We start from the raw sequence: 13,040 nt of genomic DNA on the forward strand, positions 1-13,040 counted from the left end.
CTAGACCCGGGTCGGCGCGTGACCAAATGTTTCAAGCCAGTCGCAGCCCCACACTAAGCCCGTAGAGGGATTAACAAAAATCAATAATTATTGGGTCGCGCATAAGTAAAGACTTATAGTCGACACACTGGATGGGATCGAGGGGATTTAAAAATGCGTAAGTCATTGATGAGGCTGACATTACGGCAATTGCAGATCTTCAATGAGGTGTGTGATTTGCGCTCGTACAGCCGTGCCGCCGAGGAAATGTCTCTCACCCAACCGGCCGTCAGCCTACAAATTCGCCAGCTGGAAGAGCTGATCGGCCAGCCGTTGTTCGACTATGTGGGCAAAAAGCTCTACATGACCGAGGCCGCCGAAGCCCTGCAACGGGCCAGTCGCGATATTTTCGGGCGCCTGGAAAACCTCGATATGCAGCTATCGGACATGCAGGGTTCGTTGCAGGGCCAGTTGAAGCTGGCCGTGGAATCCAGCGCCAAGTATTTCGTACCGCACCTGTTTGCCGCGTTCAAGCGCCAGCATCCCGAAGTGCAGTTGCACCTGACGGTGGTCAACCGTGCCCAGGTGATCCGCAGGCTTTCGGACAACCGTGATGACTTGGTGATCATGTCCATGGTGCCTCAGGACATGGGCCTGGAGTTCCTGCCGTTCCTTAACAACCCCATCGTTGCCGTGGCGCCACCCGATCACCCTTTGAGCCTCCAGGGCCCCTTGCGCTTGCAGGACCTGGAACCCTACACGCTGCTGCTGCGCGAACCGGGCTCCGGTACGCGATTGGCCTGCGAGGAGTACTTCAAGGAAAAACGCGTGCACTTCACCCAGACGGTGGAGGTGGCCTCGGCCGAGGCGCAGCGTGAGTGCGTGGTGGCAGGGTTGGGCGTGGCCTTGTTGACGCGCCACGCCCTGAACCTGGAACTGGCCACCGGCGGGCTCAAGGAGCTGCCGGTGGAAGAGCTGCCGCTGTACCGCAGTTGGTGCCTGGTGCAGGCCAAGGCCAAGCGCCTGTCACCGGTGGCCCATGCATTCCTGGGCTTTATCCGCAGCGAGCGGGTGCAGATCAGCGCGTTGGCTGAGCGCTTCGCTGGGCAGCCGCGGGTGCCTGCCAGTGCAGTTCCGGGTAGTCACTGATGCTCTGCTGCAGCTGGCGCTGGTCGCAGCGGTCTTCGATTGCGCGACGGAACGCCATGCGGCGCTGGTCTTCCTGTTGACGACGGGTCTTGACGGAGCTGTTGCTGTCTTCGTAGTGCCGGGTCATTTTGGAGTCTCCCAATGCGAGTACGGGGAGTACAGGATCGGCTCGGCGGATGACATGACGATGACAGCCTGGTGAAGATTCTGGACACACAGAAGATGCAAAGGTGGGAGGGGACAAGCCCCCTCCCACCTTTGGAACGAATGCAACCTTAGAATCAGTCGTCGAGGGCTTTGACGGACTTGGGCGAGAGCCGCAGGCTGCGCAGACTGCGTTTCACGCTCTTGAGGTGATTGACCAGGCTCGGACCGCGCGCCATGGCCACACCCATCGCCAACACGTCGATCACCACCAGGTGGGCGATGCGCGACGTCAGCGGCGTGTAGATTTCCGTGTCTTCATGCACGTCGATCGCCAGGTTGACCGTGGACAGTTCCGCCAACGGCGTCTGGCTCGGGCACAAGGTGATCAACGTGGCGCCGCTTTCACGCACCAGGTTGGCGGTGATCAGCAGGTCTTTGGAGCGACCGGACTGGGAAATGCAGATGGCCACGTCGGTCGGCTTCAAGGTCACGGCCGACATTGCCTGCATATGCGGATCGCTATAGGCCGCAGCGGTCAACAGCAGGCGGAAGAACTTGTGCTGGGCATCCGCGGCGACAGCACCTGATGCGCCAAAACCGTAGAACTCGACACGCTGGGCCTGGGACATGGCGGTCACGGCCTTTTGCAGCTCCACCGGGTCGAGCTTCTCACGCACTTCCATCAGGGTGTGCAGGGTGGTGTCGAAGATTTTCAGGCTGTAGTCAGCGACCGAGTCGTCTTCATGGATCGCAAACTGCCCGAAGCTCGCGCCAGCGGCCAGGCTTTGGGCCAGCTTGAGTTTCAAGTCCTGGAACCCGGAGCAACCGATGGCGCGGCAAAAACGCACGATGGTCGGCTCACTGATGCCCACGCTGTGGGCCAGGTCGGCCATGGAACTGTGCATGACGGCCGCAGGGTCTAGCAGCACGTGATCGGCAACCTTGAGTTCCGATTTGCGTAACAGGTGGCGCGACTGGGCGATATGTTGCAACAGGTTCAAAGGGCAGGACTCTTGTTATTGGCAGGCGCCAGGGATGTAGCAAGCTTGTAGTTATACTACAAGAATTGTCGTTTTGCCCGTCCGATGCATCACTTAATCGCCCTGCTGCCCTTTGAATCTAAGGGCAGGCGAGTTGTAGCCACAATGGCTGAAGGCCCGGTGCTAGGAAAAATCTGCTTTTTTTCGTAACAACTCTGCCAGGCCATCGGCTTCCATCGGCCGACTGATCAGGTAGCCCTGCACCTCGTCACAACGCTCCCCCCGCAGGAAATCCAACTGCTGTTGGTCTTCCACGCCTTCGGCCACCACCTTGAGCGCCAGCCCGTGGGCCATTGCAATGATCGCCCGCGTAATGGCCGCGTCTTCGCGCCCCTGGCCGAGGCCACGAATAAAGGTCTGGTCGATCTTCACGTAGTCCACCGGGATGCGCTTGAGGTAGCTGAGGGACGAATAACCGGTGCCGAAATCATCAATGGCCAGCTTCACCCCCAGGTCCCGCAGTTGCTGGAAAGTCGCGATGATGTGTTCCACGCTGTCGAGCAACTGGCTTTCGGTCAGCTCCAGTTCGAGGTATTGCGGGTCCAGCCCGGTTTCTTCCAGCACCTGGCGCACCAGGCTGACCAGCTTGCCCTGGCGCAACTGGTGCACCGACAGGTTCACCGACACCCGGATCGGCGCCAACCCTTGGCGCTGCCACTCGCAGGCCTGCCAGCAGGCCTGGCGCAGCACAAACTCGCCCAGCGGCACGATCAGGCCGGTTTCTTCGGCCAGGCCGATAAAGTCCCCCGGTGGCACCATGCCCCATTGCGGATGCTCCCAGCGAATCAACGCCTCGGCGGCGTTCAGTTGGCCGGTGGCCAGGCATAATTTGGGTTGGTAGAACACCGTGAGCTGGCGCTCTTCAATGGCTTTACGCAGATGGTTTTCCAGTTGCAAACGCTCCAGCGTGCTGGCTTGCAGGCTGTCGGTGTAGAACTGGAAGTTATTACCGCCCAGGTGCTTGGCATGCTGCATGGCCATGTTCGCCTGGCTGACCAAGGCTGAAATTTCCCGCGCGTTGTCCGGTAACAGGCTGACCCCCATAGAGGCACTGACTACCAGCTCATGCCCTTCCACTGCCACCGGCACACGCAGCTTGGCCAGTAGCCGCGTGGCGACCCGCGCGAGGCTCGACAAGTTGCCATAGGCATCGAAGAGCACAGCGAATTCGTCGCCGGACAGTCGCGCAATGGTGTCGGCTTCCGGCAGGGCGTTGATCAAGCGCCGCGCCATTTTCTGTAACAACTGGTCGGCCACTTCATGGCCCAGGCTGTCATTGAGCAACTTGAAGCGGTCCAGGTTGATATGCAGCAGCGCCAGGCTACGCCCGCCCTGGCGGACGCGCTGGTGGGCTTCGCGCAGGCGTTCGCGAAACAGCGAGCGATTGGCCAGGCCGGTCAATTCGTCATAGTGGGTGAGGTAGCGCATACGCTCCTCGGACTCACGCCGCGCCGACAGATCGGCGAAGAAGCCCACGATATGGCTGACTTTTCCTCGAGCATCCCGCACAACATTCAGTTGCAGCCACTGCGGATACAACTCGCCACTCTTGCGTGTCTCCACCAGTTCACCCTGCCAGGTGCCGTGGCTGAGCAGCGCCTGGCGGATCACCGGGAAGTGACGCCGCGCATCACGACTGCTGGGCAACTCCACGACATTGCGACCCAGCATATCGTCGATGTCGAAGCCGGTGACGCGACTGAAAGCCCGGTTGACGGCGATCAGCACGTAGTCCGGGTCAAGGATCACAATGCCTTCACTGGCGGCTTCGAACACGGTCGAGGCCAGGCGCTGTTGTTCTTCCAGGGCCTTGCCGGCACTGATATCGCGACGGGTACCCAGCATGCGCGTGACCCGTCCGCTGGGCGCACGCTCCACGGCGCGGCCACGGTCTTCGATCCACACCCAGTGGCCATCGCCATGGCGCACGCGGTATTCCACCTGGTAGTCCTCACTGCGACCCTTGAGGTGCTCCACCAGGGCACGCTTGAGCAACGGCAGGTCGTCGGGGTGCAGGCGCGGCTTGAGGTGGCTGAGCATCGCCGTGACGTACTCGGGCTCCAGCCCGAACAGTTCTTTGAGCTGGGTGTGGTGCACCTCGTCGGTTTGCAGGTTCCAGTCCCACAGCCCCAGTTCGCTGGCTTGCAAGGCCATCGCCAGGCGCGCTTCGCTTTTGTTCAGGGCCAGGCTGGCCGCGTCCAGTTCCTGGCTGCGTTGCGCCACGCGGTCTTGCAGGCCGATTTGCGCTTCGCGCAGTTCCTGTTCGACTTGGCGGCGTTGCTCGACTTCGCGCACCAGGTCCTGGTTCAACTGCTCACTGCGCTGTTGCGCCTGCTGGAGATGTTCGATCAGCGCCTGGTTTTGGAAACGTCGCAACAGCCCGCGCTGGATCAGGCGATTGACCTGCCACGCCACCACGCTCAGGGACGCCAGCAGGATCAGGCCAAGTACCCCCCAGCCTTGTTGTTGCGGGGCACCGTTCCAGAACAGATAGACGATGGCCGGCACCAGGCATGGCAAGGCGAATGACAGGAATGCGGGCAAGCTCACCGCGTAGGCCACGCTGGCAGACAACGTGGCCGCACCAATCAGGCCGAACACCCAGGCCTGCTGCGTAAAGCTGTCCACCGGCACCAGGGCAATGGCGGCAGTGGCCAGGGTCAGCCCGCTGGCGGCCGAGCCGAGCATGAACCTGCGGCGCCAGATCGGCTGCGCCTGGCGGCTGGGCATGGCCGAATCAAAGGCCGCCACCTGGATCACGCGCATGGCCACCAGGGCGAGCAGCCAGACCAGCCAAATGCTGTCCAACAAGTATTGCGTGGGGTTCCAGAGCAGCCAGGCGCAGACCAGGCCGTTGACCAGCATCAACAGGGTCGGCAGCAGCGAGCCCTGATAGAGCAGGCGTGTGCGCTCGACCGCCATCTCGGTGGCGTAGTGTTTGTGGATGACCTGCGCTGGCGCCGCCGAGGGGCTGAACAGATCGGTGCTGAGAGTCATAGGCAGTGTTCTTATAATGGTGAGCCCGAAACGTCGACGGAGCATACACAAGCAAGCGCTTGGGCCAAACTGCTCCACGTCATAAAAACTGCATGGTCATCCGGCGCAAACCCAGGGGCCAGACAGCTTGAGCGAGACGCTGCGCGGGCTGCGGCCATTGACTGACCGGTCATCACCCCATGCAGAATGTTCAGCCGCCCGGAATCACCGTGGATGTTTTCCGTCGACCACCCGGCATTGGGGTTTGCCCCACTCCCCCCAGCACCCTAGAATGCGCCGATGCGCGATGATCTCTCTCTTTTGCTGAACTCCCTCAACGATGCCCAACGCCAGGCCGTAGCGGCCCCCGTTGGCCGTCAGTTGGTCCTGGCCGGTGCTGGCTCCGGTAAAACCCGAGTGCTGGTGCACCGTATCGCCTGGTTGATCCAGGTCGAGAACGCGTCCCCGCACTCCATCCTGTCGGTGACCTTCACCAACAAGGCCGCTGCCGAGATGCGCCACCGCATCGAGCAGTTGATGGGCATCAGCCCGGCCGGTATGTGGGTGGGCACCTTCCACGGCCTGGCGCACCGCCTGTTGCGGGCGCACTGGCAGGAGGCCGGGCTCGCCCAGACGTTCCAGATCCTCGACAGCGATGACCAGCAACGCCTGGTCAAGCGCGTGATCCGCGAACTGGGGCTCGACGAACAGCGCTGGCCTGCGCGCCAGGCCCAGTGGTTTATCAACGGCCAGAAAGACGAGGGCCTGCGCCCGCAGCATATCCAGGCCAGCGGCGACCTGTTCCTGGCCACCATGCGCAGCATTTATGAAGCCTATGAGGCCGCCTGCGCGCGTGCCGGCGTGATCGACTTCTCCGAGTTGCTGCTGCGCGCCCTCGACCTGTGGCGCGACAACCCAGGCTTGCTGGCCCATTACCAGAAGCGCTTCCGGCATATCCTGGTGGACGAGTTCCAGGACACCAACGCCGTGCAGTACGCCTGGTTGCGCCTGTTGGCCAAAGGCGGCGACAGCCTGATGGTGGTGGGCGACGACGATCAGTCGATCTACGGCTGGCGTGGCGCGAAAATCGAGAACATCTACCAGTATTCCGAAGACTTCCCCGACGCGGTCACCATTCGCCTGGAGCAGAACTACCGCTCCACCGCCGGTATCCTCAAGGCTGCCAACGCCTTGATCGCCAACAACACCGGGCGCCTGGGCAAAGAGCTGTGGACCGACGGTGGCGAAGGCGAAGCGATCAACCTGTACGCGGCCTTCAACGAACACGATGAAGCACGCTACGTGGTGGAAACCATCGAGAGCGCGCTGAAAACCGGCCTGGCGCGCAGTGATATCGCGATTCTGTACCGTTCCAACGCCCAATCGCGGGTATTGGAAGAAGCCCTGCTGCGCGAGCGCATCCCGTACCGCATCTATGGCGGCCAGCGCTTCTTCGAGCGTGCGGAAATCAAGAACGCCATGGCCTACCTGCGTTTGCTCGAAGGCCGCGGCAACGATGCGGCGCTGGAGCGGGTGATCAATATCCCGGCCCGTGGCATCGGCGAGAAAACCGTTGAAGCCATTCGCGACCACGCGCGCCATGCCGATGTGTCGATGTGGGAAGCCATGCGCTTGCTGATCGCCAACAAAGGCTTGACCGGCCGGGCTGCCGGGGCGTTGGGGGTGTTTGTCGAGCTGATCGAGAACCTGGCGGCCAAATGTTCGGAAATGCCGCTGCATTTGATGACCCAGACCGTCATTGAACAGTCCGGGCTGATTGCCTATCACGAAGCCGAAAAGGGTGAAAAAGGCCAGGCCCGGGTAGAAAACCTTGAGGAATTGGTCAGCGCCGCCCGTGCATTTGAAAACACCGAGGAAGATGAAGAGCTGACCCCGCTCGCAGCCTTCCTCGGCCACGCCTCGCTGGAGGCGGGTGACACCCAGGCCGACGAGCACGAAGACAGCATCCAGCTGATGACCTTGCACAGCGCCAAGGGCCTGGAGTTTCCCTATGTGTTCCTGGTGGGCATGGAAGAAGGCCTGTTCCCCCACAAGATGAGCCTGGAAGAACCCGGCCGCCTTGAGGAAGAACGCCGCCTGGCCTATGTGGGCATTACCCGGGCGATGCAGAACCTGGTGATGACCTACGCTGAGACCCGACGCCTGTACGGCAGCGAGACCTACAACAAGGTGTCACGCTTCGTACGTGAAGTGCCGAAAGGGCTGATCCAGGAAGTACGCCTTTCCAACAGCGTCAGCCGCCCGTTCGGCGGTGGCCAGCAGCAGAACTCCAGCAGCATGTTTGCGGGTTCCGAGATTCCGGAAACGCCGTTCAGCCTGGGCCAGCAGGTCAAGCATGCGATCTTCGGCGAAGGGGTGATCCTCAACTTCGAAGGTGCCGGCGCCCAGGCACGGGTGCAGGTGAACTTCGCCGAAGGCAGCAAATGGCTGATGATGGGCTACGCGAAACTCGAAGCGGTCTGAAACAATTCCAAACATGAAGGTTGCTGGCCCGCCCTTGTTTTTAACGAGCGCGGGCCAATATCTGTAACAAGTCCTACAGACCATCCTGAATCGATCTTACGCAAAAGCCCGAAACATTATGTTGCTAGCCACTGTCACGACACCTGTGCAACATGGCGCGCGTGCAATCCACAAATGGGAATTCCCTTTATGAAACGTTTTCTTAGCATCGCCATGGCGTTATGCATAGGCCTGACGATGAGCCTCGACGCCAACGCCAAACGCTTCGGTGGCGGCAAAAGCATGGGCTCGGCACCGACTCACCAGACCAGCCAAATGGCCCCATCCGCCGGTGTAGGCGGTGCTGCCGCTACCGCAGGCGCAGCCGGTGCTGCTGGCGCTGCTGCCAAGGCCGGCGGTGCTTCGCGCTGGTTGGGCCCTCTGGCCGGTATCGCGGCCGGTGGCCTGCTCGCCTCCATGTTCATGGGCGGCGGCTTCCAGGGCATGCAGATCTTCGACATCCTGATCATGGCGGTCATCGCCTTCCTGATCTTCCGCTTTATCGCCGCCCGTCGCCGCAAGCAGCAGGAGCATCTGGCGCCCGCCGGCGCGCCGATGCAGCGTGAAGTGTTCGAGCAGAAACCCGCCATGGGTTCGATCTTCGGTGGTTCGTCAGCCCCTGCTGCCGCCCGCCCAGTGATCAACGCACCGGCCTGGTTCAACGAAGAGCGTTTCGTCGAAGCGGCCCGCAGCCACTTCCAGTCCCTGCAACAGCACTGGGACGCCAACGAAATGGACAAGATCTCCGAGTTCGTGACCCCGCAACTGCTGGAGTTCCTCAAGCGCGAACGCGCCGACCTGGGCGACGGCTTCCAGTCGACCTACATCGATGACCTGCATGTCCAGCTGGACGGTGTGGATGACCGCGCCGACAAGACCATCGCCACCCTGACGTTCAGCGGTGTGTCGAAAACCTCGCGCTTCGACCAAGGTGAAGTGTTCAGCGAAAGCTGGAACATGGAACGTGCCCAAGGCGACAACCAGCCATGGCTGGTCGCCGGTATCCGTCAGAACGGCTGATACCCGCACGCTTGTGCAAGCCGTAACAAAAACCCCGGACTTGTCCGGGGTTTTCTATTTCACGGTTGCACTTATAGCGAGCTACTGTATAAAACGCCCCTATAACCGCGCCATCTAGCAAGAGGATCCCGGACGTGGAAGAAGTCATCGAACAATTGCGTGAAGCCAACGAACCGGTTCCGGTTCCTCTGGAGCTGCCTGATGAAGACCAGCTGGTGGAAATCGAAGAAGAGCTGTTCATCAATATTCCGTTCGTCTTCAAGGAGTTTCTGCTGACCGTCAGCGACGTGGTGTACGGCAGCCTTGAGCCGGTGACCGTCACCGACCCGCAATCCCACACCTACCTGCCGGAAGTCGCAGCAAATGCCTGGGATAGCGGCGTGCCGCGCGAGTTGATCCCGATCTGCCAGGACGGCGACGACTATTACTGCGTTGAAGAAGACGGCACGGTGGTGCTGTGGTCCGGCGAAGAAGAACTTGTCACCGAGGAGTCTTGGGAATCGGTATGGCACTGGGCGCGAGACGTCTGGTTGGAAAGCTAAGACCTGATCCCCGTGGCGAGCGGGCTTGTCGAATCGTCGCACCGCCCGCGTTGGGCTGCGCAGCAGCCCCCCATCAGTGCTCCGGCGTATCCTTATGGTTATCCAGCGTCTCCAGCAAGGCGACCTGCATCCGCGTATGCACACGGATAAACCAGCGCCACAGCACAGCCGCCACCGCCGCCGCGACCACAGCGATCAGCACCAGCAGCTTGTTGGTCGGCAGAATACTCGCCGACAAGGCGGCCAATAGCAGGAAAATCACCAGCAGCGACAGGATCGGGATCAGCTCGGCGATCACCCGACGCACGCGCTGGGTATGCCGTCCGGCCATCTCCGGCTTGACGCTCATCTCTGCCAGCAACATCGACAATGCCTTGAGCTTGCGGTACGCCGCAATCAGGAACGGCAGCGACAACAATAATGCCCCGCCCCAGATCAATGCCTTCTGCCAGCTTGGATCACTGATCCAACCTTCCAGAGACGCGCCAATACGCACCGCGAAGTAGCTGCCTGCAAAAAAGATCGACACCACCAGCGCCAGGTTCACCCCCACTTGCAGGATGATCTTGCGGATCATCGACACCAGCATCGCGCCTTCACCCTGAGGCTGAATGCTGCGCAACCATTCACCATACAACCCGAACACTCGGCTCATACGCTTGGGCATCACTGCCGCGATCTTCAACGACAACGGGTCGGCGCCGCGAATCAGGTACGGCGTGAGCAGCGTGGTGATCGCCGAAACGGCCACCGCCACCGGGTACAGGAAGTCGCTGGTCACCTGTAACGTCATCCCCAGCGCGGCGATGATGAAGGAAAACTCGCCAATCTGTGACAGCCCCATGCCAACCCGCAACGAAGTGCGGCCATCGTTGCCAGCGATAAACGCGCCGATCCCACAGGACAGCATCTTGCCCAACACCACGGCGACGGTGATCACTGCAATCGGCCAGGCGTATTGCAACAGGATCTGCGGGTCGATCATCAAGCCAATCGCCACGAAGAAGATCGCGCTGAACATGTCGCGAACCGGCTCGATCAAGCGCTCGATCTTAATCAACTCGCGGGACTCAGCCATGATCGCGCCGATCAGGAACGCCCCCAACACCATGCTGTATTCCAGCTTGACCACCAGCAGGCAAAAACCGAAGCACAGGCCCAATACAGTGATCAGCAGCATCTCGTTGCTGTCGAACTTGGCCACATAGGCCAACAAACGCGGCACCAGCAAAATGCCGATGACCAACGCAACGATCATGAACAGCGAGAGCTTACCGACCGTGGAAAATACTTCGCCCGAGCTGACCGTGCCACTGACGGCGATACTCGACAGCAAAGCGATGATGCCGATGCCGAGGATGTCTTCCACGATCAGCACGCCGAAAATCAGCTGGGCGAAGCGCTGGTTTTTCATCTTCAGATCATTGAGTGCCTTGACGATGATGGTGGTCGAGGAGATCGCCAGGATCGCGCCGAGGAACAGCGAGTCCATCGTGCTCCAATCGAACCAGCGGCCAATCTCGTAGCCGATCCAGATCATGAGGATGATTTCGAGGAAGGCGGCAATAAATGCCGTGGCGCCCACCTTGAACAACTTGCGCAGGCTGAACTCCAGGCCCAGACAGAACATCAGGAAGATCACCCCCAGCTCGGCGAGGGTCTTGATGGTGTCTTCGTCGTGGATCAGGCCAAATGGCGGGGTGTGGGGCCCGATGATGAACCCGGCGACGATGTACCCCAGCACCACAGGTTGTTTGAGACGGTGAAACAGGATGGTGACAACCCCGGCCACCAGCATGATCACGGCCAGGTCCTGGATAAAGCTGATGGCGTGCATGGCGAGGGCCTCCTTGAGGGTGCTGGCGCTTTTCCCACTTCCGCCCGCACCTTTGAACGGTCGCAAAGTGCGGAAGGAAAAGTCTGCCTTGATCGTAAGAAATGCCCTGATATGGGCTTTTGAAGGTTAACACCGCGACTTCCGCCGGAAAGCCGGTGCAATATATGGAAACAGATCGGTGCAGGCGTGACGGCAAGGCGCCCACCGGCGTCCCGTTAGGGATGGCGCTGCAAAGACTCCAGCACCCGAAGAGGTGCCTCCCCAACCAATGCCTACAACCGTGAGTGTGCTATGGAACCCGGAAACGCCCAGCTGTCGATGACGGTATTGATGACCCCCGATATGGCCAACTTCTCTGGCAATGTCCACGGGGGCACCCTGCTCAAGTACCTCGACGAAGTGGCCTACGCCTGCGCCAGCCGTTACGCCGGCCGCTATGTGGTGACGTTGTCGGTAGACCAGGTGATTTTTCGTGAACCGATCCATGTCGGCGAGCTGGTGACCTTCCTCGCGTCGGTCAACTACACCGGCAATACGTCGATGGAAGTGGGCATCAAGGTGGTGACCGAGAACATCCGCGAACGCTCGGTGCGCCATACCAACAGTTGCTTCTTCACCATGGTAGCCGTGGACGATCAGCGCAAACCCGCCGCCGTGCCGCCGCTGCAACCGCATAACAGTGAGGAAAGACGCCGGTTCGTGCAGGCCCAACAACGCCGGCAGATTCGCCAGGAGCTGGAAAAGCGTTACCAGGAAATAAAAGCCGACGCGCTATAAACCCCAAGCGGTAAACCCAATCAAAATGTGGGAGGGACTTGCTCCCTCCCACATGGGGTTCTGCGTATTTACAGGCCGATCGGCGTCGCCTCGAAGCGCACGCGCGGATGAGCAATACGATCCTGGGCCCGCACCAATTCCAACTCGTAACTGGCACAGGCCTGGGTTTCCAGCAGCACTTCATGCACCGCCGCGGCGGTGAATTCGAAGGCGGCCAGCAGGCTATCGCCCAGCAGCACCCGCGCCAGGAACAACCCCGAGGTCAGGTCGCCCACGCCCACTGGCTGGCGGGGGAACGCCAACAGCGGGCGGCGCAGGTGCCAGCTGCCGTCGGCAGTAACCAACAGCATTTCGAAGCCATCCGGCAGCTTGCCCGGATAATCCAAGTGTTTGACCAGCACCGCCTTCGGCCCCCGGGCCAGCAACGCCTTGGCCATGCCCAGGCAGTCGAACAGCGACTGCGGCTTACGACCGGCAAAGCTGTCCAGCTCCAGTTGGTTTGGGCAGAGGAAGTCGGCCATGGCGGCGGCCTCCTCCAGCAGGAAATCGCTGACCTCCTGCGGCACGATGCAGCCTTTTTCCGGGTGCCCCATGACCGGGTCGCACAGGTACAGGGCCTTCGGGTTGATCGCTTTGATCCGCGCCACACCGGTGAGAATGGCGCGACCCTGATCGGCACTGCCCAGGTAACCGGACAAGATAGCGTCGCAGTTGCCCAACTCACCAATGGCCGCAATGCCTTCCACCAACGCCGGAATCTGCTGCGGCGCCAACACTTCCCCTGCCCACTGTCCATACTGGGTGTGGTTGGAGAACTGCACCGTGTTCAGCGGCCAGACGTTCACCCCGACGCGCTGCATGGGAAACACGGCGGCGCTGTTTCCGGCGTGGCCAAAGACCACATGAGACTGGATCGCAAGCAGATGAGGTGTGCGTTTCATGCAGGAGATTTCCGTAAAGCCGTTTAAATTCTGGCCGCGCAGTATGCGACTAAACGCAGCCTATACGACAGACCGGCGACACAGTTAAGCTGCTCTCACTTTGTTGGAG

At 60.8% G+C, this 13,040-nt stretch carries 10 protein-coding genes; 5 read left to right on the top strand and 5 right to left on the bottom strand.

The window, feature by feature from the left end; translation table 11 throughout:
- The first annotated feature begins 153 nt into the window (after window positions 1–153).
- Window positions 154–1,128, top strand: a complete 975-nt coding sequence (locus AB7933_RS00600) for a LysR family transcriptional regulator (RefSeq protein ID WP_024078182.1) — start codon at window positions 154–156, stop codon at window positions 1,126–1,128.
- Here the strand turns inward: AB7933_RS00600 and AB7933_RS00605 are convergent.
- The 3 genes from AB7933_RS00605 to AB7933_RS00615 form a co-directional block, all read right to left on the bottom strand.
- Window positions 1,058–1,255 (bottom strand): PA3496 family putative envelope integrity protein, encoded by a 198-nt coding sequence (locus AB7933_RS00605; protein WP_081329271.1) that lies wholly within the window; start codon window positions 1,253–1,255, stop codon window positions 1,058–1,060. The genes AB7933_RS00600 and AB7933_RS00605 overlap by 71 nt on opposite strands.
- A 154-nt stretch (window positions 1,256–1,409) precedes the next feature.
- The gene (gene hexR / locus AB7933_RS00610; protein WP_010168370.1) at window positions 1,410–2,276 is read right to left on the bottom strand and encodes a transcriptional regulator HexR; all 867 of its coding nucleotides are present in this window, start codon (window positions 2,274–2,276) and stop codon (window positions 1,410–1,412) included.
- A 162-nt stretch (window positions 2,277–2,438) separates the two neighbouring features.
- Window positions 2,439–5,312: an EAL domain-containing protein gene (locus AB7933_RS00615; protein ID WP_024078183.1), complete on the bottom strand. Its 2,874-nt coding sequence runs from the start codon at window positions 5,310–5,312 to the stop codon at window positions 2,439–2,441.
- Window positions 5,313–5,591: 279 nt separating this feature from the next.
- Here AB7933_RS00615 and uvrD point away from each other — a divergent pair, with 279 nt between their 5' ends.
- The 3 genes from uvrD (at window position 5,592) to AB7933_RS00630 (ending at window position 9,376) form a co-directional block, all read left to right on the top strand.
- Window positions 5,592–7,775: a DNA helicase II gene (gene uvrD / locus AB7933_RS00620; RefSeq protein ID WP_024078184.1), complete on the top strand. Its 2,184-nt coding sequence runs from the start codon at window positions 5,592–5,594 to the stop codon at window positions 7,773–7,775.
- A gap of 189 nt (window positions 7,776–7,964) precedes the next feature.
- Window positions 7,965–8,834: a Tim44 domain-containing protein gene (locus AB7933_RS00625; protein WP_024078185.1), complete on the top strand. Its 870-nt coding sequence runs from the start codon at window positions 7,965–7,967 to the stop codon at window positions 8,832–8,834.
- 134 nt (window positions 8,835–8,968) lie between these two features.
- Window positions 8,969–9,376: an SMI1/KNR4 family protein gene (locus AB7933_RS00630; protein ID WP_024078186.1), complete on the top strand. Its 408-nt coding sequence runs from the start codon at window positions 8,969–8,971 to the stop codon at window positions 9,374–9,376.
- A 73-nt stretch (window positions 9,377–9,449) separates the two neighbouring features.
- Here the strand turns inward: AB7933_RS00630 and AB7933_RS00635 are convergent, their stop codons facing one another.
- Window positions 9,450–11,213, bottom strand: coding sequence for a cation:proton antiporter (locus tag AB7933_RS00635; RefSeq protein ID WP_024078187.1), 1,764 nt, complete (start codon window positions 11,211–11,213; stop codon window positions 9,450–9,452).
- A gap of 291 nt (window positions 11,214–11,504) precedes the next feature.
- Between AB7933_RS00635 and AB7933_RS00640 the strand changes: the two genes are divergently transcribed.
- Window positions 11,505–11,990, top strand: a complete 486-nt coding sequence (locus AB7933_RS00640) for an acyl-CoA thioesterase (RefSeq protein ID WP_024078188.1) — start codon at window positions 11,505–11,507, stop codon at window positions 11,988–11,990.
- Window positions 11,991–12,058: 68 nt separating this feature from the next.
- On the opposite strand, the gene pdxY is transcribed toward AB7933_RS00640, so the two are convergent.
- The gene (pdxY, locus tag AB7933_RS00645) at window positions 12,059–12,931 is read right to left on the bottom strand and encodes a pyridoxal kinase PdxY (RefSeq protein WP_024078189.1); all 873 of its coding nucleotides are present in this window, start codon (window positions 12,929–12,931) and stop codon (window positions 12,059–12,061) included.
- Window positions 12,932–13,040 lie beyond the last annotated feature (109 nt).

Origin of the sequence: Pseudomonas gorinensis (assembly GCF_042015035.1) — a bacterium.
Classification (GTDB): domain Bacteria; phylum Pseudomonadota; class Gammaproteobacteria; order Pseudomonadales; family Pseudomonadaceae; genus Aquipseudomonas; species Aquipseudomonas gorinensis.